Source organism: Streptomyces sp. NPDC043952, assembly GCF_056435325.1.
Genome location: NZ_JBWKES010000051.1, coordinates 16,635 through 38,777, shown reverse-complemented (window position 1 = coordinate 38,777; position 22,143 = coordinate 16,635). Strand labels below are relative to the sequence as shown.

The window sequence follows — 22,143 nt, the reverse complement described above, 5'->3', positions numbered from 1 at the left end:
CCGGCAGACCACTCGCCCGCACCCGCGTCTCACCCTTCGCAGCACTCCGCCCCGCCGGATCAGATCCAGCGGGGCGGAATTAACCAACAGCATCCACCCAGGGAAGGGGCCCGTGGCGGTCGTACTACTTGTTGCCGCCCTTGGCCAGGAACGCCAGCAGGTCCTGGCGGCTGACGACACCCTTCGGCTTGCCCTCGACGAGGACGATCGCCGCGTCCGCCGTGCCCAGCACCTGCATCAGGTCACCGACCGGCTCGCCGGAGCCGACCTGCGGCAGCGGGGCGGACATGTGCTTCTCCAGCGGGTCCTCCAGGGAGGCGCGCTGGGAGAACAGGGCGTCCAGCAGCTCGCGCTCCACGACCGAGCCGACGACCTCCGCGGCCATCACGTCCGGGTGACCGGCGCCCGGCTTGACGACGGGCATCTGCGAGACGCCGTACTCGCGCAGCACCTCGATGGCCTGGCCGACGGTTTCCTCCGGGTGCATGTGCACGAGCGACGGGATCGTGGCGCCGGACTTGTCGTTCAGCACGTCGGCGACGCGGGCGCTCGGGCCCTCGTCCTCCAGGAAGCCGTAGTCCGCCATCCACTCGTCGTTGAAGATCTTCGAAAGGTAGCCGCGGCCGCTGTCCGGGAGCAGGACCACGACCACGTCGTCCGGGCCGAGCCGCTCGGCGACGCGCAGCGCGGCGACCACGGCCATGCCGCAGGAGCCGCCCACCAGCAGGCCCTCCTCCTTGGCGAGGCGGCGGGTCATCTGGAAGGCGTCCTTGTCGGACACGGCCACGATCTCGTCGGCGACGGTGCGGTCGTAGGCGGTCGGCCAGAAGTCCTCACCGACGCCCTCGATCAGGTACGGCCGGCCGGAGCCGCCCGAGTAGACGGAACCCTCCGGGTCGGCGCCGACGACCTTGACCTTGCCGTCGCTGGCGTCCTTCAGGTAGCGGCCGGTGCCGGAGATGGTGCCGCCGGTGCCGACGCCCGCCACGAAGTGGGTGATCTTCCCCTCGGTCTGGTCCCACAGCTCCGGGCCGGTGGAGTGGTAGTGCGACAGCGGGTTGTTCGGGTTGGAGTACTGGTCGGGCTTCCAGGCGCCGGGGGTCTCGCGCACCAGGCGGTCGGAGACGTTGTAGTACGAGTCCGGGTGCTCGGGGTCCACGGCGGTCGGGCAGACGACGACCTCGGCGCCGTAGGCACGCAGTACGTTGATCTTGTCGGTGCTCACCTTGTCGGGGCACACGAAGATGCACTTGTAGCCCTTCTGCTGGGCCACGATCGCCAGCCCCACACCGGTGTTGCCGCTGGTGGGCTCCACGATGGTGCCGCCGGGCTTCAGCTCCCCGCTCTCCTCGGCGGCCTCGATCATGCGCAGGGCGATGCGGTCCTTCACGGAGCCGCCCGGATTGAAGTACTCCACCTTGGCCAGGACGGTCGCCTGGATGCCCTTGGTCACGTTGTTGAGCTTCACCAGCGGGGTGTCGCCGACGAGGCTGATCATCGAGTCGTGGAATCGCACCGTTGTCTCCGGTCGCTGCAAAAAAGTGGTCGTAGTGGTGCCGTCAGCCTACGGCCCCCGGCCCGGCTCGGGCGGTCGTTCACTCCCCGTCGAGATTGGCGCACGCCCTGTACGGGGCAAGGAGTGGGTGTACGGCTACGAGGAGGTGGCGGCGACGCATGACGAACATGTCGAGGGCGCGGGTGGCCCGGCGCATCGCGGCCGGGGCGGCGTACGGCGGGGGCGGGGCCGGGCTGATCGGGGCGGCCGCGGTCGGCCTGCTGCTCGCCGAGGTGCGGCTGGCCCGGCGCCATGTGGGCAACGGCACCGGCGAGCGGGTGCCGGGCGCGGAGGGGACATACGGCCGGGCGTACGACGTGCCCGGCGAGCCGCCGCTGCGGCTGGTGATGCTCGGCGATTCCACGGCCGCGGGGCAGGGGGTGCACCGGTCCGGGCAGACTCCGGGCGCGCTGCTGGCCTCCGGGCTCGCGGCGGTCGCGGAACGCCCGGTGGAGCTGCGCAACGTGGCGCTGCCGGGCGCGCAGTCCGACGACCTGGACCGGCAGGTCGCGCTGGTGCTGTCCGGCGGCCGGCCCGCCCCGGACATCTGCGTGATCATGATCGGCGCGAACGACGTGACCCACCGGATGCCGCCGACGCGTTCGGTACGGCATCTGTCGGCGGCGGTGCGCAGGCTGCGCACGGCCGGCGCGGAGGTGGTCGTCGGCACCTGTCCCGACCTGGGCACCATCGAGCCGGTGCAGCAGCCGCTGCGCTGGCTGGCGCGGCGGGCGTCACGGCAGCTGGCGGCGGCGCAGACCATCGGGGTGGTGGAGCAGGGCGGGCGCACGGTCTCGCTGGGCGATCTGCTGGGCCCGGAGTTCGCGGCCAATCCCCGCGAGCTGTTCGGCCCGGACAACTACCACCCCTCGGCCGAGGGTTACGCGACGGCGGCGATGGCCGTGCTGCCCACGGTGTGCGCGGCGCTCGGCCTGTGGCCGGCGGAGGAGGACCGGCCGGACCTGACCCGGCGCGAGGGCTTCCTGCCGGTGGCCCGCGCGGCGGCCGAGGCGGCGGCGGAGGCCGGTACGGAGGTCACGGCCGCGATGCCGACGGGACCGCGCGGCCCCTGGGCACTGCTCAAGCGGCGCCACCGCCGCCGGGTCCCGGAGGCCGAGGCGGCGGCGCCGTCCACTTGACGGCGGCGACCGGGCGGGTACTCGTACCCGTGACCGTGACAACGGCTCCCGCCGCCAAAGCAAGCGCTTAGAAACTGCGGCCAGCGTCACACCCCGACACCGATGACCTGTCAACTACGGCCGGGTAACTTCCAGACCGGCCCTGCACAATCCCGTTCACCTGGAGCCCCGATGCCCGAAGCCGTGATCGTCTCGACCGCCCGCTCCCCCATCGGCCGCGCCGGCAAGGGTTCGCTCAAGGATCTGCGCCCCGACGACCTCACCGCCACGATCATCCAGGCCGCGCTCGCCAAGGTCCCCGAGCTGGACCCGAAGGACATCGACGACCTGATGCTCGGCTGCGGGCTGCCCGGCGGCGAGCAGGGCAACAACCTCGGCCGGATCGTCGCCGTACAGCTGGGCATGGACCACCTGCCCGGCTGCACCATCACCCGCTACTGCTCCTCGTCCCTCCAGACCTCCCGGATGGCCCTGCACGCCATCAAGGCGGGCGAGGGCGACGTCTTCATCTCGGCCGGTGTGGAGACCGTCTCCCGCTTCGCCAAGGGCAGCTCCGACAGCCTCCCGGACACCCGCAACCCGTTCTTCGCCGAGGCCGAGGCCCGCACCGCGGCGGTCGCGCAGCAGGAGGGCACCACCTGGCACGACCCGCGCGAGGACGGCCTGGTGCCGGACGCGTACATCGCGATGGGCCAGACCGCCGAGAACCTGGCCCGCTGGAAGGGCATCACCCGCCAGGAGATGGACGAGTTCGGCGTCCGCTCGCAGAACCTCGCCGAGGAGGCCATCAAGGCCGGCTTCTGGGAGCGCGAGATCACCCCGGTCACGCTGCCCGACGGCACCGTCGTCGCCAAGGACGACGGCCCGCGCGCCGGCGTCACCATGGAGGGCGTCTCCGGCCTGAAGCCGGTCTTCCGCCCCGACGGCCTGGTCACCGCGGGCAACTGCTGCCCGCTCAACGACGGCGCCGCCGCCCTCGTCATCATGAGCGACACCAAGGCCCGCGAGCTGGGCCTGACCCCGCTCGCCCGCATCGTGTCCACCGGCGTCTCCGCCCTCTCCCCCGAGATCATGGGCCTCGGCCCGGTCGAGGCGAGCCGGCAGGCGCTGCGCCGGGCCGGCCTGACCACGGACGACATCGACCTGGTCGAGATCAACGAGGCTTTCGCCGCCCAGGTGATCCCCTCCTACCGCGAGCTGGGCTTCGACCTCGACAAGGTAAACGTCAACGGCGGCGCGATCGCCGTCGGCCACCCCTTCGGCATGACCGGCGCCCGGATCACCGGCACGCTGATCAACTCCCTCCAGTGGCACGACAAGCAGTTCGGCCTGGAGACGATGTGCGTCGGCGGCGGCCAGGGCATGGCGATGGTCATCGAGCGCCTCAGCTGAACCGGCCCGCCCGCACCGACCGCGGTCAACGGTCCGTAGCGGACCGGGCACTTCACGTCAGGGATCGGCCCAGAACCCGCGAAACCACCGGGTTCTGGGCCTTTCTGTGATCCAATCTCCCCCAGGATGTGACCTATCTCCCCCGTCCCGGACATCGGCGCAGGTCAGCACCGGACGGCATGCCGTCCGGCGGGCCCCCGGAGCCAAAGAACTGTCCGTTTCGTGACGTTACGCACTGACAGTTGGGTAGTCCGCCCTTCAAGCTGATGTAGGAAGTCGGGGGTCGACTTTGAACCTGGGAGTACGTCAGTGAGCGCCATGCCGATCGCCCTGCTGCTCACCACGGCCGCCACGGGCGCCGTGGGCGTCGCCGTCCTGCGCACCGTGCTGAAGCTGCGCCGCCAGCTCACGGAGCTCCAGGCGCAGCTCGCGGAGAACCAGTCCGCGGCGACGCACGCGCTGCTGCCGCACGCCCGTACCCACTCGGACACCGAGCGGATACGCGCGGCCGTGGCCGAGGCGCTCGCGGAGGAGCGGGAGCGGGAGCTCGCGGAGGCGCGTGCCTTCTGGGCCGCGCAGGAGGCGCGGGACGCCTCCGACGCGCCCTCGGTGTTCGGCCTGTCCGACCACGAGCCGTTCCTGCCGCGGCAGTCCGACTTCGCGGGCCTGGAGCCGGTGGCGGAGTCCGCTGCCGACGCCGACGAGTTCGCCGGCGAGTCCCCGGAGCTGGCCGCGGCCCGCCGCCGGCACCCCTCCCACCCGGACTTCGTCCCGGCCCAGTCGGCCGCGGGCGACCACGAGCGCACGGCCGGGGCGCTGGAGCACCTGGCCGACGAGCGCGTGGAGCTGTCCGACGTACGCCCCGGCCCGCTCGGCACCCTCGACGTCTACGTCTTCGCCGACGGCACCACGCTGTGCATGACGCCGGGTCACCGGGAGACGGCCGAGCGCCTCGCGCGGGCCGTGGCGGCGGGCGAAGCCCCCTATCTGCTGGGCGGTTCGGGCGTCTCCGGCGCCTACACGCTCACCTTCGCGTGCGGCGGGGAGATGGTCTACATCCTGGCGGACCGGGTCATCGCGTCCCTGTAGCGCGACGGCACCGGCTCCGCGCGGCGCCTCGCTGGTCTGGCGGCGCGTTCAGACCCCCGCCCGCCCCCGCGCCTCCTCGACCAGCCGCACGGCCTCTCCGACCTCGTCGTCGCTCTCCAGCACCAGCGCCAAGTCGTGCGCGGCCACCAGGATCTGGTCCGCCACCGCGAACATCCCCGCGTCCGGCATCTCCCGCGGCTCGGTGCCCGGCTCCTCCACCGCCTGCGCCCGCCGGGACAACTCGCGGGCCAGCGCCAGCGCCTCCGCGGCGGCGCTGCGCTGGAGCCTGCTCTGCGGCGCGGCACGCAGCCGGTCGGCGAAGTGATCCACTGCTTGGGTCAGGGGCGTCGTATCAACCACGGGCCGAGCGTAACGCGCCGCACTGTTGCCAAGCGGCGAACCCTCGGGCACGGTGACGTGAAGGACCGGCTTACATCCCCTTTGCGCCCGGAGGTGCCGATGTCCCAAGTCTTCTCCGAGGAGACCCATCGCAATATGCTCGCCCGCATCCCGCACTGCACCGGTCGTGAGGTCGCCGACTGGCTGCGCACCGTCGAGAACGGCCCCGCCCTGTTCCGCTTCGAGGAGAAGGTCAGCTGGCTGAGGCACGAGTACGACCTGGCGTACGGCCACGCGAAGGCCATCGTGCACGAGTACGACCTGCGCAGGGCGGCCCGCAAGCTGCTCTGAACCACCCGCCCCCGGACGGCGAAGGGCCCCGGACGGGGAGTCCGGGGCCCTTGCCTGCACCGCGCGCCGTACGCGCGCCGGTCGTTATCGGTCGCTGGTGGTCGTCGGTCGCTAGTCGTTGTTGGTGAAGATCGCCACCAGGCGCAGCATCTCCAGGTAGATCCACACCAGGGTGACGGTGAGTCCGAACGCGGCGAGCCAGGACTCGTTGCGCGGCGCGCCGTACGCGATGCCGTCCTCGATCTGCTTGAAGTCGAGGGTCAGGAAGAACGCGCCGAGCAGGATCGCGATGATGCCGACGACCGCGCCGAGCGGGCCGAAGCTGCGCAGTCCGCCGTCCTCGGCGACGCCGAACGCGACCAGCAGCAGATTGACCAGCATGACGGCCACGAAGGCCATCGCGATGGCGAGGCCGATGCGGGCGTAGCGCGCGGTGACGCGGATCCAGCCCGCCTTGTAGACAAGGAGGGTGGCGCCGGTGACGGCCATGGTGCCGAGCACCGCCTGGAAGGGGGCGCCCTGCCAGCGGCTGTTGTACATCTCGCTGATGACGCCGAGGAAGACGCCCTCGAAGGCCGCGTATCCGAGGATCAGCGCGGGCACCGGGGTGCGCTTGAAGTTCTGGACCATGGCCAGGACGAACGCGATCAGCGCGGAGCCGACGGCCAGGCCGTAGCTCGTGGGCGAGACCGGCAGCAGGGCCCAGGCGAGAACGGCGCCCAGCGCGACGGTACCGAGCGTCATCGCCGAGCGGACGACGACGTCGTCCATGGTCATCCGGCCGGTGGCGGCCGGGGCCTGCGGCGGGGCGCCGTACGGGACGCCCGGCTGTCCGTAGCCGGTGGTGGCGTACGGGTTCTGCGGGGTCTGGGCACCTTGCGCGTACGGGTTCTGCGCGTACGGGTCGGCTCCTGCGTACCCGGCCTGCGGTGCGGTGTTGAAGCCGGCGTAGCCGTGGTCGCGGCTGAAGCCCCGTCGCGAGAAGACCGGGTTGCTGCTCCTCATCTCACTCCTCCATGGCCGCCTCGCGCGGCCTTGGCTCAAGCGTAATGGATTGGCAAAGGTTTGATCATGCTACCTGAGGAGGATCTTTCCCCTGCCGGGTTGACCCACACGCTACGCGGAGCGGTACGTCCCGGCCATGGGTGATCGCCTTCCATGACGAACTTGCTACCTGGCCGGACCCCCGGCGGCGCGCCGTTCGATGTCCGCGGCGGTGTCGGCCGCCCAGTCCCGCATCATCCGGGCCGTGCGCACGCCCAGGTCCAGCGCGTAGCCCCCGAAGACCGGGCTGTCCTGCTTCGTGCGGGCCGCCACCTCCTCCCGGAGCTTCAGCAACTGCGCCAGCACCTCGGCGTGCCGTGCCTCCTCGGCCCGCATCACGGCCACCGCCTCGTCCGGCGGCAGGAGGCCGACCAGGAAGCCGCGCAGCGCCGACTCGTTGCGGACGCTGCGGTCGGGGTCCGCGCTGGTGGCCCACTCGCTGATCTCGTCCCGCCCGCTCGCGGTGATGGTGTAGACCTTCCGGCCCCGGCCGCCGCCCGTCTCCTCGACCGTCACCGCGCCGCTCTGCACCATCTTGGCCAGCTCCGGATAGATCTGGCTGTGCTTGGCCTGCCAGACGAGGTTCACCGAGGCGTCGAAGCGTTTGGCCAGTTCATAGCCGGAGGCCGGGCCGTTGAAGGCGAGCGTGCCGAGGAGCGCGATGCGAAGAGACATGACGGCAGGATAGCTCTGCCTTGACCTGTAAGGAACGACATGTCAGTCTCTGCATATGCGCACGGATTCCCGCCGACCTCATAGCGGCCTCCTGTTGATCGCCATCCTCGGCGGCATGTTCCTGTCCATGCTCGACCAGACGATCGTCGGCACCGCACTGCCGAAGATCATCGAGGACCTGGGCGGCCAGGACCTCTACACCTGGACGGTGACGGCCTACCTGCTCACCTCCACCATCACCGTCCCGCTCTACGGCCGTCTCTCCGACCTCTACGGCCGCAAGCCCCTGCTGATCACCGGCATCGTGGTGTTCCTGACCGGCAGCGCCCTGTGCGCCCTGTCCCGGAACATGGGCGAGCTGATCGCTTTCCGGGCCGTACAGGGACTGGGCGCCGGCGCCCTGCTCCCGCTCTCGATGGCCCTGGTGGCCGACACCGTGCCGCCCGAGAGGCGCGGCCAGGCGCAGGGCGCGGTCGGCGGCATCATGGCCCTCAGTTACGTGATCGGCCCCTACCTGGGCGGCCTGTTCACCGATCAGGCCAGCTGGCACTGGGTCTTCCTGGTCAACGTGCCCGTCGGCGCCCTGGTCCTCGCCGTCATCTGGCGGTACCTGCCCGGCGGCGGTGGCATACCGAACGCCGGCCGCCCCGACTACGCGGGCATCGGTGTCCTGGCGGTCGGCATCAGCTCGCTGCTGATCGGCCTGACCACGAAGGGCGTCGACGGCCACACCTGGACCGACGCCGTGGTCATCGGACCGATCCTGCTGGCGCTCGTGCTGCTGGTGCCGTTCGTCCTGATCGAGAACCGGGCCACGCAGCCGATCATGCCCATGGGCCTGTTCCGCAACCGCGCCTACACCCTCGCCAACCTCGCCTCGTTCTTCTCGGCGTTCTGCCTCTTCGCCTCCGTGATCTTCCTGCCCCGCTTCTTCCAGGAGGCGCTCGGCCACAGCGCCAGCAGCAGCGGCCTGCTGCTGTACCCGCTGATGATCGGCATGGTCGCCGGCAGCCTCCTCACCGGCGCCCTGATCGGGAAGACCGGCCGCTACCGGCCATGGCTGCTCGGCGGAGCCGTCCTGGCCGCGGCGGGTTCCGCGCTGTTCCTCCAGCTCGCGCTGGACACCCGGCTGACGACGATGGCGTTCTGGATGGCCCTCATCGGCCTCGGCATCGGCCCCATGCTGTCCGGACTGACCATCGTCGTGCAGTCCAACGTCGACCCGGCCGACCTCGGCACCGCCAGCTCCAACGTCACCTTCTTCCGCCAGATCGGCGGCTCCGTCGCCCTGGCCATCGCCGGGACGCTCTACAGCGACGCCTTCACCGGCCACCTCCGCGAGGGGCTGCACCAGGCACAGGCCGCCGGTACCGCAAGCGCCCTGCCCTGGCTCTCCGTCATCGGCGCCGGGGCCACCTTCCTCGCGGTCCTCTTCCTGCCGGCTCCGCGCCGTGACCCCGCCGACAGCACCAGCGCGTCGGCCTCCCTCAGCTCCCTGGTCTGACGACCCGCGCGGCACACCAGGGCACCGCACCACCCGCACCGGACGAACGGACGGAACCATGGCCACCACACCGGACCACACCGCCGAGGCGAGCACCCCGTACCTCGTCGGCCACTACGCCCCCGTCACCGATGAGATCGACGGCTTCGACCTGCAGGTCACCGGCACCCTGCCGCCCGAGCTGAACGGCCGCTACCTGCGCAATGGCCCCAACCCGCGGCCGGGGGAGGTCCCCGGCCACCTGTTCACCGGCAACGGCATGCTGCACGGTGTCCGGCTGCGCAACGGGCGCGCCGAGTGGTACCGCAACCGCTGGGTGCGGACCAGCAAGTTCTCGGGGGCGCCGTACAAGCGCGCGGACGGGACGCTCGACCTGACCGCGGTGAGCGCGAACACCCATGTGATCGAGCACGCCGACAAGCTGTTCGCGCTGGTCGAGAACGGGCTGCCCTACCAGGTCACCGGCGAGCTGGAGACGGTCGGTCCCTGCGACTTCGGCGGACGGCTCACCACCGCGATGACCGCCCACCCCAAGGAGGACCCGGTCACCGGCGAGCTGCTGTTCTTCGGCTACAGCGCGGTCCCTCCCCACCTCACCTACCACCGGCTGTCGGCGGCGGGCGAACTGGTGGAGAGCAAGGAGATCACCGTGCCCGCGGGCACGATGATGCACGACTTCGCGATCACCGAGAACTACGTCATATGGATGGACCTGCCCGTCGTCTTCGACCTCCGGCAGGCCGGCGGCGCCATGCCGATGCGCTGGGACGACGACTACGGCGCCCGGCTGGGTCTGATGCGCCGCGACCGCGCGGGCGAGGTGCGCTGGTTCGACATCGACCCCTGCTACGTCTTCCACGTCGGCAACGCCCACGAGGACGCCGCCGGCCGGGTCGTCCTGGAGGCGGTGCGCTACAACCGGTCCTCCTACGACCGGATGTGGCAGGCGATGGGCGGCCGGGTCGACCACCCGCTGGCCGATCCGGGCTGGCTGCTGGGCGAGACCCAGGGCGGCCAGGTGTACCGCTGGCGGCTCGACCCCGCCACGGGCAGGGCGCACGAGGAGGCACTGGACGAGCGGGGCGTGGAGATCCCCACCATCAACGACGAACGGACCGGGCGGTACAGCCGCTACCTCTACACGGTCACCGAGAACGCCCTCCTGAAGTACGACACCCACGCGGGCACGACCCGGACGTTCGGCACCGGGGCGGGCACCTCACCCGGTGAGGCCGTGTTCGTGCCCGCCCAGGACGGCGCGGAAGAGGACACCGGCTATCTGCTGTCCATGGTGTCCCACGGCAGCGACCAGGGCTCCGAGCTGCTGGTGCTCGACGCGCGGGACATGAAGCAGCTGGCCGCCGTGGAGACGCCGCGCCGCGTGCCGACCGGCATCCACGGCAGCTGGGTGGCCGACGGGACCGAGTGACCCACCGGACACCGCCCACGGGCCCCGGAACGACGCCCCAGAACCGGCGCCCCGGAGCCCGCGGGCGACCGTTGTACAAACGACCGTTGTACAAGCGACCGTCGTACGGCGACGCGGCCGACCGGCCTATAGCGAGGCGGGCGAGCGTGCGCAAGCCGGCTCTCGGGCGTGTGCCGCCGCGGGCAGCGGGGGGCATCGCGATCCCTTCGCACTCCTGCGCGAGGAACGAAAAACGGCCCCGTAGGGCCGTCTCCGCGGTCACGCGGCGTGGAAGGGTTGGTGCCCGGAGCCGGACTTGAACCGGCACGCCCGCGAAGGGGCAGCGAGGTTTAAGCTCGCCGTGTCTGCATTCCACCATCCGGGCAGGCCATGGGCTCCGCTTCGAGGGTTTGAGCCTATCGGGACGCATCCCCCGAACAGCGGAACGGCGGACCGATGTTGTCTTATTTTATTGATGTCTGAGGGTGCATCAGACCACGGAACTGGCCATCCGCACTTGCCAATAGCGTGACGTGACGCACGTGCACGTGTATGCGGAATGACGGAATTTCACCGTCTGAAGAAGGGCGCTCCCCCCGTTCTCGGTGCCGGGCTCCCTCCCCCCGGTCTCAGGGTCCGGTGTCCTCCCCAGGTATGACGCGGGCCCCCGTGGTCCGACCCGAGTCGCCCCCGTGAACCGGAACAGCGGCTGACTTCCCGCGCTCCGGGCGCCGGGAGGATGGAGAGGTCCCCACGACCCCATCGTCCCGAGGAGCACCGTCCCGTGACCACCACACCCACCGCAGGCACGGCCACCGCCGTGGCCGCCCGCGCCACGGAGCTGTCGAAGATCTACGGGCAGGGTGAGACCCGGGTGGTCGCCCTGGACCGGGTCTCCGTCGATTTCCGGCAGGCGGAGTTCACCGCGATCATGGGCCCCTCGGGCTCCGGCAAGTCCACCCTGATGCACTGCGTGGCCGGCCTCGACACCTTCTCCTCCGGCTCCGTGCGCATCGGCGACACCGAGCTGGGCTCCCTGAAGGACAAGCAGCTCACCAAGTTGCGCCGGGACAAGATCGGCTTCATCTTCCAGGCGTTCAACCTGCTGCCGACCCTGACCGCGCTGGAGAACATCACCCTCCCGATGGACATCGCCGGGCGCAAGCCCGACAAGGCATGGCTGGACCAGGTCATCTCGATGGTGGGCCTGTCCGGGCGGCTGAGCCACCGGCCGTCCCAGCTCTCCGGCGGCCAGCAGCAGCGCGTCGCCGTCGCCCGCGCCCTCGCCTCCAAGCCGGACATCATCTTCGGTGACGAGCCGACCGGAAACCTCGACTCGCGCTCCGGCGCCGAGGTCCTCGGCTTCCTGCGCAACTCCGTGCGCGAGCTGGGCCAGACCGTGGTCATGGTCACCCACGACCCGGTGGCCGCCGCCTACGCGGACCGGGTGATCTTCCTGGCCGACGGCCGGATCGTGGACGAGCTGTACGGCCCGACCGCCGACTCGGTCCTCGACACGATGAAGCAGTTCGACGCGAAGGGCCGTACCAGCTGATGTTCCGCACCGCCCTGCGCAACGTCCTCGCGCACAAGGCCCGGCTGCTGATGACGGTGCTCGCCGTGATGCTCGGCGTGGCCTTCGTCTCCGGGACGCTCGTCTTCACCAACACCATCTCCGACGCCTACCAGAACAGCTCCGCCAAGGGCTTCGACCAGGTCGACGTCGCCGTCACGGCGAAGTACCAGGACTCCGAGGGCGACAAGGTCGGCCGGACGCCCGACCTGACCCGGTCCGTACTCGACAAGGCCGCCAAGGTGCCCGGCGCCGCCTCCGCCACCGGTGTGGTCGGCGGCTTCACCGCCGTCGCGGACAAGCACGGCAAGCTGGTCGGCGGCGACTGGCAGTCCCGCGGCGGCAACTACTGGGGCACCAAGGACGCCCGGTACCCGCTGACCAGCGGACACGCCCCGCACGGCGCGCACGAGGTGCTGCTCGACGCCAAGACCGCCCAGCGGGCCGGCTACAAGGTCGGCGACACCGTGCGGCTCTCGGTCGACGGCCCCGTGCTCACCCCGACCGTCGCGGGCATCTTCACCACCGACGACGGCAACGTGACCGCGGGCGGCAGCCTCGCCCTGTTCGACACGCCGACCGCGCAGAAGCTCTTCCACAAGAAGGGCTACGACGAGATCGACGTCAAGGCGCGGCCGGGCACCACCCAGACCGCGCTCAAGGACGCGCTCGACAAGGCACTGCCCGCCCACCTGGTGGAGACCACCACCGGCCACAAGCTCGCCGCCGACCAGGCGCGGACCATCGCCGACTCGATGAGCAGCATGAAGGAGGGCCTGCTGGTCTTCGCCGGGATCGCCCTGTTCGTCGGCACGTTCATCATCGCCAACACCTTCAGCATGCTGGTCGCCCAGCGCACCAAGGAGCTGGCCCTGCTGCGGGCGGTCGGCGCCTCCCGCCGCCAGGTCACCCGCTCGGTGCTGATCGAGGCGTTCGTGGTCGGCGCGGTCGCCGGTGTGGCCGGCCTCCTCGCCGGCATCGGCATCGGCGCCGGACTGCGCGCCCTGGTGGGCTCCTTCGGCGCGAGCATGCCCGACGGGCCGCTCGTGATCAGTCCGGGGACCGTGGCGGCCGCCCTCGCGGTCGGCGTCCTCGTCACCATGCTCGCCGCCTGGCTGCCCGGCCGCCGCGCCGCCAAGGTCCCGCCGGTGGCGGCGATGAACAGCGTGCACGCCCGCGCGACCACCAAGTCGCTGGTGCTGCGCAACACCATCGGCGCGCTGTTCACGGCGGCCGGTGCCGTGGTGATCGTCGCCGCCACGTCGATGGAGGCCTCCGCCGGCGAGGGCCCGATGGGTCTCGGCGCCGTCCTGCTGATCATCGGCGTGTTCGTGCTGACCCCGCTGCTGTCCCGCCCGCTGATCGCGGCCGCCGCCCCGCTGCTGCGCGCGTTCGGCGTGTCGGGCAAGCTGGCCCGCCAGAACTCGGTGCGCAACCCGCGCCGTACGGCGGCCACCGCCTCCGCCCTGATGATCGGCCTGACCCTGATCACCGGCATGACGGTGATGGCGGGCAGCCTCCAGTCGTCCATCGACAAGATGGCCGCCTCGGCGATCCGCGCCGACTACGTGGTCTCCATGGCGAACGGCTCCGCGCTCTCCCCGGACGTGGCGCGCAAGATCGCCGCCACCGGTGGCGTCACCGCGAGCAGCCCGCTGCGCAACGCCGAGACCCGGATCGACGGCAAGACCGAGTTCGTGACCGGCGTGGACGGCGCGTCCATCGCCGAACTGACGGACCTGAAGATGGACCGGGGCAGCTTCACGGTCGGCGGCGACCGCATCGTCGTGGACAAGGACCAGGCCAAGGAATACGGCTGGACGCCCGGCTCGCGCTTCAGCGCCCACTTCGAGGACGGCAGGGCGCACACCTTCACGGTCGCCGGGATCTACGACGGCAACGAGATGATCCGCGGCATCATGCTCGACAACAAGGTGCTCACCCCGCATCTGAGCCGGCCCACCGACATGCAGGTCATGGTCAAGACGGCGGACGGCGCCTCGACCGCGACCAAGGACCGGCTGGCGAGCGCCCTGGGCACCAACCCGGCGATCAAGATCCAGGACAAGAAGGACATCTCCGACGGCATCGCCCAGGCCTTCACCATGATGCTGAACATGGTCTACGGGCTGCTCGGCATGGCGGTGATCGTCGCGGTCCTCGGCGTCGTCAACACCCTGGCGATGTCGGTGTTCGAGCGCTCCCAGGAGATCGGCATGCTCCGCGCGATCGGCCTGGACCGCCGGTCGGTCAAGCGGATGGTCCGACTGGAGTCCCTGGTGATCTCCGTCTTCGGCGGAGTGCTCGGCATCGGGCTCGGCGTGTTCTTCGGCTGGGCGGCCGGTGAGCTGCTCGGCACCAAGATGCCCACGTACGAACTGGTCCTGCCCTGGGGCCGGCTGGCGGTCTTCCTGCTGCTCGCGGGCGTGGTCGGCATCCTGGCCGCCCTGTGGCCGGCCCGCCGCGCGGCCAGGCTGAACATGCTGTCCGCCATCAAGGCCGAGTAGCGGACGGCCGTACGCCACGGTGCCGTACGACCTCACGCTCGTCCGGCACCGGCAGGGGCCCCGTTCCGTCACCGGAGCGGGGCCCCTCGTCGTACCGCCGGGTTCAGGCCTGCCAGGTGCGGGTGCGCGGCGGCAGCACCGAGGCGCCCGAGTCCGGGGTGCGGACCGCGAGGACCTGGTTGACGCCGATGCGGTTGTGCTCGAAGGCGAGCGCGGAGGCGGCCATGTACAGCTGCCACACGCGCGCCCGGCCAGGGCTGGTCAGCCGGACCGCGCGGTCCCAGCCGGCCTCCAGGTTGGCCACCCACTGGCGCAGGGTGCGGCCGTAGTGCTCGCGCAGCGCCTCCACGTCGCGCACCTCGAACCCGGCGCGCTCCAGCTGGGTGACGGTGGTGCCGATGGGGGCCAGCTCGCCGTCCGGGAAGACGTAGGCGTCGATGAACTCGTCGACGGTGTACGCCGATTCGTCGGTCTGCGGGCGGCGGGCGATCTGATGGTTGAGCAGCCGGCCACCGGGCTTGAGCAGGCCGTACAGCTGACGCGCGTACTCCAGATACCGTTCGGCGCCCACGTGTTCGGCCATGCCGATGGAGGAGATGGCGTCGAAGGGGCCGTCGGAGACGTCCCGGTAGTCCTGGACCCTGATCTCCACGCTGTCGGTCAGGCCCTCGTCCGCGATGCGCTTGCGGGCGTAACCGGCCTGTTCCTGGGAGAGGGTGACGCCGACGACGCGCACGCCGTGCTCACGGGCCGCGTGCAGGGCCATGGAGCCCCAGCCGCAGCCGACGTCCAGCAGCCGCTGCCCCTCCTTCAGACCGAGCTTGCGGCAGACCAGTTCGAGCTTGTCGCGCTGGGCGTCCTCCAGGGTGGCGTCCTCGCCGAAGGACTCCCAGTAGGCGCAGGAGTACACCATCGAGGGGCCGAGGACCAGCTCGTAGAAGTCGTTGCCGACGTCGTAGTGGTGGCTGATGGCCCGTCTGTCGCTGTGCCGGGTGTGCAGATGGCGACGCCTGCGGACCTCCTCCGCGGGGGGCGCGGGCGGGATGGGCGGCCCGGCGAGCTTCAGCAGCTCGCGGCCCGCGGCCCGTACGGCGGGGTCGCGCAGCGCCTGGAGCAGCGTACGGTCGTCCTCGCCGCGCTCCCAGATCAGTCCCGCCATGGCGTCCAGCGCCGTGTACAGGTCGCCCTCGATGGTGAGGTCGCCGGCGACCCAGGCGCGGGCGAGACCCAACTCCCCCGGTTTGAAGATGATGCGGCGCAGCGCGCGCCGGTTGCGCACGACGAGCGTGGGAGCGCCCGGAGGCCCGGCCTGCGATCCGTCCCAGGCCCGCAGCCGCACCGGGAGCGGGGCCCCCAGTACCTGCTCGGCAAGACTGCTCAGCCGCGACGCGGCGTCGGCCATGACGCACACCTCCAAGACGAGATCCCGGATGCCGGATACCACGTAAACACCGTGGAGCCTTCCGCACAGTCCCGCGAAGGAGTTACGACTGGGCAAAATAGTTGCAGTAGCCACCTGGATGGGTCCGCGCCGGAGGCGGCCCGGAACGCCGAAGGACCTCCCGCACCACGGATGGCGGGAGGTCCTTCGGATGGTCGGGCGACCGGCGGCTGACCGGTGGTCAGGAAGCCTTGGCCTCGGTCTTCGCGGCGGCGACCGGCGCCGGCTTAGCGGCCTCGTAGAACTCCTCGCGGGGGTTCTCCATGGCGCCCAGCGACACGACCTCGCGCTTGAGGAACATGCCCAGCGTCCAGTCGGCGAAGATGCGGATCTTGCGGTTCCAGGTCGGCATCGCCAGACCGTGGTAGCCACGGTGCATGTACCAGGCGAGACGGCCCTTGAGCTTGATCTTGGTCTTGCCCAGGACGATCATCGCCACGCCCTTGTGCAGGCCGAGACCGGCGACCGCGCCCTTGTTGGCGTGCTCGTACTCCTTCTGCGGGAAGCCCCGCATGCCGGAGACCACGTTGTCGCCGAGGACCTTGGCCTGGCGCAGCGCGTGCTGGGCGTTCGGCGGGCACCAGGCGTTCTCGTTGCCCGCCTTGCGGCCGACCAGGTCCGGGACCTGGGCGTTGTCGCCCGCGGCCCAGATGTAGTCGGTGCCCTTGACCTGGAGCGTGGGCTCGCAGTCGACGTGGCCGCGCGGGCCGAGGGGCAGACCGAAGCGGGACAGGGCCGGGTTCGGCTTGACGCCGGCGGTCCACACGATCGTGTTGGCGTCGACCTCGAGGCCGTTCTTGAGGACCACGTGGCCGTCGACGCAGGAGTCCATCGAGGTGGAGAGGTAGATCTCCACGCCCCGGCTCTCCAGGTGCTCCTTGCCGTACTGGCCGAGCTTGGGGCCGACCTCGGGAAGGATCTTGTCCGCGGCGTCCACGAGGATGAACCGCATGTCCTCGCGGGAGACGTTCTTGTAGTACTTGGCCGCGTCGCGGGCCATGTCCTCGACCTCGCCGATGGTCTCCGCGCCCGCGAAGCCACCGCCGATGAAGACGAAGGTGAGCGCCTTGCGGCGGATCTCCTCGTCGGTCGTGGAGTCGGCCTTGTCCAGCTGCTCCAGGACGTGGTTGCGCAGGCCGATGGACTCCTCGATGCCCTTCATGCCGATGCCCTGCTCGGCGAGGCCGGGGATCGGGAAGGTGCGGGAGACCGCGCCCATGGCGATGACCAGGTAGTCGAACGGCAGCTCGTACGCCTCGCCCACGAGGGGGGCGATGGTGGCGACCTTGCGGTCCTGGTCGATGGTGGTGACCCGACCGGTGAGGATCTCCGCCTTCGGCAGCACGCGTCGCAGCGGGACGACGACGTGGCGAGGGGAGATGCTGCCGGCGGCGGCTTCGGGGAGGAAGGGCTGGTAGGTCATGTACGACCGGGGGTCGACGACCGTGACGGTCGCCTCGCCGTAGCGCATCTTCTTGAGAATGCGCCGAGCTGCGTACAGGCCTACGTACCCACCGCCTACTACGAGGATCCTGGGACGCTCCGTGGTGCTCATGGCATCGAGTATCCACCCGCTCAAGGGGGGTGGCTCGTGCGCCCCTTCACAAGGTTCTGGAGGGGCTGTGCTAAACTCCGCGGCCCGCGTGACACAGATCATGCCGCGGAGGGGGAACCGCGAGGCGGTTCGTACCGTTGTCAAGGCCGTGTGAGCTGCTGCTCCGAGTCCGCGAGGTGATCGTAGGGACTCCGGCGCGATCCGCGGAACCCCTCCTTCCGGCCATCTTTGCGCGCCTCATCTGAACATGTTCAAACGGGTTTTGACCCCCCGGAAGGGCCAAGCGGCCCCCTCCGGGCGGCGATCGGGACCCATTTCCTTGTGAAGAACTTCACGAAGGTTTCCACGGGGGTGTGAACGACGGGCCCCGCAGGCCCCCTCGAAGGCGCTCAAACGTTATCCGACCTGCTCAGCCGGACGCTACTGGCCGGTAACAAACGCGGCCCTCCGAGCAGGGCAGGCGATCAGGTCAAAGACCAGGCGATGCCGTCGAGGATGTCGTGTTCGCTGACGACGACCTCCTCGGCGCCCGTGCGCTCCATGATCGCGAGGAGGATCAGGGCGCCGGCGCCGATGACGTCGACGCGGCCCGGATGCATGGAGGGGATGGCGGCGCGTTCGGCGTGGGTGGAGTGCAGCAGGCGCTCGGTGATCTCGCGGACGCGGGCGTACGGGATCCGGGAGTGGTGGATGCGCGCGGAGTCGTACTCCGGCAGGTCCTGGGCGATGGCCGAGACGGTGGTGACCGAGCCGGCGAGGCCGACCAGGGTGCGCGCCTCGCGCAGCGGGACCGTCCGCTCGGCGAGGTCCAGCGCGGCCTCGACGTCGGCGCGGATCGCGGCGATCTGCTCCCCGGTGGGCGGGTCGGAGACCTCGCCGCCGTGCACCAGGTGCCGTTCGGTCATCCGCACACAGCCGATGTCCACGGAGCGCGCGGCCCGCACCCGGTCGTCGCCGACGACGAACTCGGTGGAGCCGCCGCCGATGTCCACCACCAGATAGGGCCTGGCGAGATCCGTACGGCCCGCCAGCTCCCTGGTCGCGCCGGTGAAGGAGAACTCGGCCTCCTGGTCGCCGGTGATGACCTCCGGCTCCACGCCGAGGATGTCCAGCACGCCGCGCACGAAGTCGTCGCGGTTCTCGGCGTCGCGGGACGCGGAGGTGGCGACGAAGCGCAGCCGCTCGGCGCCGTGCTCCTTGATGATCTCGGCGTACTCCCGGCACGCGGCGAAGGTGCGCTCCAGCGCCTTCGGGGCGAGCCTGCCGGTGCGGTCGACGCCCTGGCCGAGCCGCACGATGGTCATCCGGCGGTCCAGGTCGGTCAGTTCGCCGGTCGCCGGGTCCGCGTCCGCGACCAGCAGCCGGATGGAGTTCGTACCGCAGTCGATCGCCGCGACCCTGGTCACCGCGCCTCCTCCTTCGGGTCCTGCGCGAGCGTCACGCACGCGCCCTTGCGCCACCACTCCGGCAGCATCGCGATCGCCTCGTCGCCGAGCGGGTTGACGCCGGGGCCCGCGGCCAGTGAGTGGCCGACCAGGACGTGCAGGCACTTCACCCGGTCCGGCATGCCGCCCGCGCTCGGGAAGCCCGCCAGGACCTCGATCTCGTCCCGGCGCCGGATGTAGTCCTCGTGCGCGGCCCGGTAGGCGGCGGCCAGCTCCGGGTCGGTCTTCAGGCGCTCGGTCATCTCCTTCATGACGCCGTTCGCCTCCAGCGTGCCGATGGCCGAGGCGGCCTTGGGGCACGTCAGGTAGTACAGCGTCGGGAAGGGTGTGCCGTCGGGCAGGCGCGGCGCCGTCTCCACGACGTCCGGCTGACCGCACGGGCAGCGGTGCGCGATGGCGCGCAGGCCCCGCGGGGGGCGGCCGAGCTGCTGCTTGAAGGCCTCGACGTCCGCGTCGGTGGGCTCGGTGCGCGGGGTGGGCGGCGGAGGGGTTTCCATGACTGCTTTCAGAGTGGCTTTCTGTGGGTCACCGGCGGGGCCGGTCACTGGTCGGAGGCGTCGGACTTGTCGACCCCGTCCCAGATGTTCGTGTACCAGGGCCGGTGGGCGGCCCGGAGGTCGGTGCGGGACTGCCGGGCCGCGCCCGGATCGACCACCACGTACCCGGTCTCGCCGGGCATCACATAGTGCAGACGTTTGCGGATCTGCTGCTCGGCATAGGCGTCGTCCTGCCAGCGCGCCTTGAGGTCGCGCAATTGTTCGACGCGTTTGCGGGCCTCGGCCTGCTGCCGCTGGAGGTCGGAGATCTGGGCGCGCTGGGAGACGTACTGCCGCATCGGGTAGGCGAGCGCGACCACCAGCGAGCACAGCACCAGCGCGAGCAGCGCGGCGCGGCCGGTCAGCCGGGAGCGGCGCGCCTGCCGCTTGGTCTGCGAGCGGTAGACGCGGGCCGCGGTCTGCTCACCGAGCAGCCGCAGCCTGGTCGCGGTGGAGAAACGGTCCCGGTCCCTTGCGGCCATGTCGGCTCTCCGCCTCCCCTTTCACGCCGTCGTCCGGCGGTCGCACACGTGCGTACGTCCCCGGACACGGTACGGGACCGGGTACGGGGACGTACGTACGACTGGCCAAGAGGTGGCCCGTGGGGCGGCCCGGCGGGCGGCCCCACGGGGTCGGCTCAGCCCTTGAAGCGCGGGAAGGCGCTGCGGCCGGCGTACACCGCGGCGTCGTCCAGGATCTCCTCGATGCGCAGCAGCTGGTTGTACTTGGCGACGCGCTCGGAGCGGGCCGGGGCGCCGGTCTTGATCTGGCCGCAGTTGGTGGCGACGGCCAGGTCGGCGATGGTGACGTCCTCGGTCTCACCGGAGCGGTGGGACATCATGCACTTGAAGCCGTTGCGCTGGGCCAGCTCGACGGCGTCCAGGGTCTCGGTCAGCGAGCCGATCTGGTTGACCTTGACGAGCAGGGCGTTGGCAGTGCCCTCCTCGATGCCGCGGGCCAGGCGCTCGGGGTTGGTGACGAACAGGTCGTCGCCGACGAGCTGGACCTTGTCGCCGAGCTTGTCGGTGATGATCTTCCAGCCGGCCCAGTCGTCCTCGAACAGCGGGTCCTCGATGGAGACCAGCGGGTAGGCCGCCACCAGCTCCTCGTAGTACTCCGTCATCTCGGCGGCGGAGCGCTCCTTGCCCTCGAAGAGGTACTTGCCGTCCTTGTAGAACTCGGAGGCGGCGACGTCGAGGGCGAGGGCGATCTGCTCGCCGGGCGCGTACCCGGCTTCCTTGATGGCCTCCAGGATCAGGTCCAGGGCCTCGCGGTTGGAGCCGAGGTTCGGGGCGAAGCCGCCCTCGTCACCGAGACCGGTGGCCAGGCCCTTGCCCTTCAGGACCTTCTTGAGGGTGTGGTAGACCTCGGCACCCCAGCGCAGCGCCTCGGAGAAGGACTCCGCGCCGATCGGGGCGATCATGAACTCCTGGATGTCCACGTTGGAGTCGGCGTGCGAGCCGCCGTTCAGGATGTTCATCATCGGCACCGGCAGCAGGTGCGCGTTGGGGCCGCCCAGGTAGCGGAAGAGGGGCAGGTCGGACGCCTCGGAGGCGGCGTGCGCGACGGCCAGGGAGACGCCGAGGATGGCGTTGGCGCCGAGCGAGCCCTTGTTGTCGGTGGCGTCCAGGTCGAACATGGCCTGGTCGATCAGGCGCTGCTCGGTGGCGTCGTAGCCGACCAGCTCCGGGCCGATCTGCTCGATGACGGCGAGGACGGCCTTCTCGACACCCTTGCCCTGGTAGCGGTTGGGGTCACCGTCGCGCAGCTCGATGGCCTCGAAGGCGCCGGTGGAGGCGCCGGACGGGACGGCGGCACGACCGGTGCTGCCGTCGTCGAGGCCGACCTCGACCTCGACCGTGGGGTTGCCTCGGGAGTCCAGGATTTCCCGGGCTACGACGACGTCGATGGACGGCACGAGCATCTCCTTCTTGGATGTGACGCTGGAAGTGCGGGAGGCGGCCGTGCGGCTGCGCCCTTGCGACTAGAGCCTAACCGTCCCGGCGTCGCGGACCACCGACCGACCGTCTGGTGGGCGACGGGGACATGGAGACGGTACCTATTGTTCACCACCGGAACAAAAAGGGTCCCGGAGGAGGCCCGGCTGAAGGCTGGGAGAACACAAGACCCCACCCCGGCACGAACGGGGGAATCGCGCCGGGGTGGGGGGTTGGGGGGGACGGGGCGGGCGGGGGCCTGGGGCTTGGGGGACCCGCCGGGGGGTTGGGGGACCCGCCTTGGGGGGTGAGGCGTGGGGTCCGCCGGGGGTGGGCCTGGGGCATGACGCCTGGGGGCCCGCCGGGTGCGCCTGAGGCATGGAGCCTGGGGGCCTGCCGGGGGTGGGGCCTGGGGCCTGGGGGCCCGCCGGGGGCCCCTGGGCCGTTGGGGCGGGTACCAGGGGCGGGGTTCCTCGGGGCCGCCGGGGGGGTGGGCCGTCGGGGCCTATCGGGCGCGGCGTCGGGAGCGTCGGGGGTACGACACCGGGGGTACGGCGTCGGGGGCTACCCCCTGCGAGGGGCCCGTCGGTCCGGCTGAGCGGAGCCGGGCCGGTGATGCGGAGCCGGGCCGGTGATGCGGAGCCGGGCGGGGT

General features: G+C 71.0%; 18 protein-coding genes and 1 tRNA gene. 8 read left to right on the top strand and 11 right to left on the bottom strand.

Annotated features, from left to right (window positions below; translation table 11 throughout):
- Positions 1-124: 124 nt before the first annotated feature.
- Positions 125-1,516, bottom strand: coding sequence for a cystathionine beta-synthase (locus AC069R_RS32435; protein WP_478770288.1), 1,392 nt, complete (start codon positions 1,514-1,516; stop codon positions 125-127).
- A gap of 158 nt (positions 1,517-1,674) precedes the next feature.
- On the opposite strand from AC069R_RS32435, the gene AC069R_RS32430 reads away from it, so the two are divergent.
- The 3 genes from AC069R_RS32430 to AC069R_RS32420 all read left to right on the top strand — a co-directional run bounded on the left by AC069R_RS32430 (position 1,675) and on the right by AC069R_RS32420 (position 5,175).
- The gene (locus AC069R_RS32430; RefSeq protein ID WP_478770287.1) at positions 1,675-2,694 is read left to right on the top strand and encodes an SGNH/GDSL hydrolase family protein; all 1,020 of its coding nucleotides are present in this window, start codon (positions 1,675-1,677) and stop codon (positions 2,692-2,694) included.
- Positions 2,695-2,865: 171 nt separating this feature from the next.
- On the top strand, positions 2,866-4,086 hold the full coding sequence (locus AC069R_RS32425; protein WP_478770286.1) for an acetyl-CoA C-acetyltransferase: 1,221 nt from the start codon (positions 2,866-2,868) through the stop codon (positions 4,084-4,086).
- 309 nt (positions 4,087-4,395) lie between these two features.
- Positions 4,396-5,175 carry a hypothetical protein gene (locus AC069R_RS32420; RefSeq protein WP_397985599.1) on the top strand — a complete coding sequence of 260 codons (780 nt, stop codon included), beginning with the start codon at positions 4,396-4,398 and terminating at the stop codon, positions 5,173-5,175.
- Between the two features lie 48 nt (positions 5,176-5,223).
- Here the strand turns inward: AC069R_RS32420 and AC069R_RS32415 are convergent, their stop codons facing one another.
- Positions 5,224-5,535, bottom strand: a complete 312-nt coding sequence (locus AC069R_RS32415; protein ID WP_397985598.1) for a hypothetical protein — start codon at positions 5,533-5,535, stop codon at positions 5,224-5,226.
- Positions 5,536-5,634: 99 nt separating this feature from the next.
- Between AC069R_RS32415 and AC069R_RS32410 the strand changes: the two genes are divergently transcribed.
- Positions 5,635-5,865, top strand: coding sequence for a DUF4287 domain-containing protein (locus AC069R_RS32410; protein WP_397985597.1), 231 nt, complete (start codon positions 5,635-5,637; stop codon positions 5,863-5,865).
- A gap of 111 nt (positions 5,866-5,976) precedes the next feature.
- On the opposite strand, the gene AC069R_RS32405 is transcribed toward AC069R_RS32410, so the two are convergent.
- Both AC069R_RS32405 and AC069R_RS32400 read right to left on the bottom strand, forming a co-directional pair.
- Positions 5,977-6,870 (bottom strand): Bax inhibitor-1/YccA family protein, encoded by an 894-nt coding sequence (locus tag AC069R_RS32405; RefSeq protein ID WP_478770285.1) that lies wholly within the window; start codon positions 6,868-6,870, stop codon positions 5,977-5,979.
- 165 nt (positions 6,871-7,035) lie between these two features.
- Positions 7,036-7,584 carry a PadR family transcriptional regulator gene (locus AC069R_RS32400; RefSeq protein WP_478770284.1) on the bottom strand — a complete coding sequence of 183 codons (549 nt, stop codon included), beginning with the start codon at positions 7,582-7,584 and terminating at the stop codon, positions 7,036-7,038.
- A 94-nt stretch (positions 7,585-7,678) separates the two neighbouring features.
- Here AC069R_RS32400 and AC069R_RS32395 point away from each other — a divergent pair, with 94 nt between their 5' ends.
- A complete protein-coding gene (locus AC069R_RS32395; RefSeq protein ID WP_478770283.1) occupies positions 7,679-9,088 on the top strand; it encodes an MDR family MFS transporter in 1,410 nt (469 codons plus the stop codon).
- 58 nt (positions 9,089-9,146) lie between these two features.
- Positions 9,147-10,517: a carotenoid oxygenase family protein gene (locus tag AC069R_RS32390; protein WP_478770282.1), complete on the top strand. Its 1,371-nt coding sequence runs from the start codon at positions 9,147-9,149 to the stop codon at positions 10,515-10,517.
- Positions 10,518-10,794: 277 nt separating this feature from the next.
- Here AC069R_RS32390 and AC069R_RS32385 read toward each other — a convergent pair.
- Positions 10,795-10,881, bottom strand: a tRNA-Leu gene (locus tag AC069R_RS32385).
- A gap of 399 nt (positions 10,882-11,280) precedes the next feature.
- On the opposite strand from AC069R_RS32385, the gene AC069R_RS32380 reads away from it, so the two are divergent.
- A complete protein-coding gene (locus AC069R_RS32380; RefSeq protein ID WP_478770281.1) occupies positions 11,281-12,051 on the top strand; it encodes an ABC transporter ATP-binding protein in 771 nt (256 codons plus the stop codon).
- The gene (locus tag AC069R_RS32375; protein ID WP_478770280.1) at positions 12,051-14,576 is read left to right on the top strand and encodes an ABC transporter permease; all 2,526 of its coding nucleotides are present in this window, start codon (positions 12,051-12,053) and stop codon (positions 14,574-14,576) included. Before AC069R_RS32380 ends, AC069R_RS32375 begins: the two co-directional genes overlap by 1 nt.
- A 103-nt stretch (positions 14,577-14,679) precedes the next feature.
- On the opposite strand, the gene AC069R_RS32370 is transcribed toward AC069R_RS32375, so the two are convergent.
- The 6 genes from AC069R_RS32370 to eno form a co-directional block, all read right to left on the bottom strand.
- Positions 14,680-15,978, bottom strand: coding sequence for a class I SAM-dependent methyltransferase (locus AC069R_RS32370; protein ID WP_478770279.1), 1,299 nt, complete (start codon positions 15,976-15,978; stop codon positions 14,680-14,682).
- 220 nt (positions 15,979-16,198) lie between these two features.
- Complete coding sequence (locus AC069R_RS32365; RefSeq protein ID WP_478770278.1) at positions 16,199-17,572, bottom strand: NAD(P)/FAD-dependent oxidoreductase; 1,374 nt, start codon at positions 17,570-17,572, stop codon at positions 16,199-16,201.
- A 464-nt stretch (positions 17,573-18,036) separates the two neighbouring features.
- Complete coding sequence (locus AC069R_RS32360) at positions 18,037-18,978, bottom strand: Ppx/GppA phosphatase family protein (protein WP_478770277.1); 942 nt, start codon at positions 18,976-18,978, stop codon at positions 18,037-18,039.
- On the bottom strand, positions 18,975-19,514 hold the full coding sequence (locus AC069R_RS32355) for a DUF501 domain-containing protein (RefSeq protein ID WP_397985585.1): 540 nt from the start codon (positions 19,512-19,514) through the stop codon (positions 18,975-18,977). Before AC069R_RS32355 ends, AC069R_RS32360 begins: the two co-directional genes overlap by 4 nt.
- Positions 19,515-19,558: 44 nt before the next feature.
- Entirely contained in the window at positions 19,559-20,035 is a 477-nt protein-coding gene (locus tag AC069R_RS32350; protein ID WP_478770276.1) for an FtsB family cell division protein, read from the bottom strand.
- 155 nt (positions 20,036-20,190) lie between these two features.
- Positions 20,191-21,471, bottom strand: a complete 1,281-nt coding sequence (gene eno / locus AC069R_RS32345; protein ID WP_478770275.1) for a phosphopyruvate hydratase — start codon at positions 21,469-21,471, stop codon at positions 20,191-20,193.
- Positions 21,472-22,143: the final 672 nt, after the last annotated feature.

Excerpts from the sequence above, each read along its gene's own strand:
- AC069R_RS32355 (WP_397985585.1), bottom strand. The coding sequence starts at position 19,514 with ATGGAAACCCCTCCGCCGCCCACCCCGCGCACCGAGCCCACCGACGCG.
- AC069R_RS32370 (WP_478770279.1), bottom strand. The coding sequence starts at position 15,978 with ATGGCCGACGCCGCGTCGCGGCTGAGCAGTCTTGCCGAGCAGGTACTG.
- AC069R_RS32350 (WP_478770276.1), bottom strand. The coding sequence starts at position 20,035 with ATGGCCGCAAGGGACCGGGACCGTTTCTCCACCGCGACCAGGCTGCGG.
- AC069R_RS32425 (WP_478770286.1), top strand. The coding sequence starts at position 2,866 with ATGCCCGAAGCCGTGATCGTCTCGACCGCCCGCTCCCCCATCGGCCGC.
- AC069R_RS32375 (WP_478770280.1), top strand. The coding sequence starts at position 12,051 with ATGTTCCGCACCGCCCTGCGCAACGTCCTCGCGCACAAGGCCCGGCTG.
- AC069R_RS32400 (WP_478770284.1), bottom strand. The coding sequence starts at position 7,584 with ATGTCTCTTCGCATCGCGCTCCTCGGCACGCTCGCCTTCAACGGCCCG.
- AC069R_RS32405 (WP_478770285.1), bottom strand. The coding sequence starts at position 6,870 with ATGAGGAGCAGCAACCCGGTCTTCTCGCGACGGGGCTTCAGCCGCGAC.
- AC069R_RS32430 (WP_478770287.1), top strand. The coding sequence starts at position 1,675 with ATGACGAACATGTCGAGGGCGCGGGTGGCCCGGCGCATCGCGGCCGGG.
- AC069R_RS32410 (WP_397985597.1), top strand. The coding sequence starts at position 5,635 with ATGTCCCAAGTCTTCTCCGAGGAGACCCATCGCAATATGCTCGCCCGC.
- AC069R_RS32390 (WP_478770282.1), top strand. The coding sequence starts at position 9,147 with ATGGCCACCACACCGGACCACACCGCCGAGGCGAGCACCCCGTACCTC.
- AC069R_RS32365 (WP_478770278.1), bottom strand. The coding sequence starts at position 17,572 with ATGAGCACCACGGAGCGTCCCAGGATCCTCGTAGTAGGCGGTGGGTAC.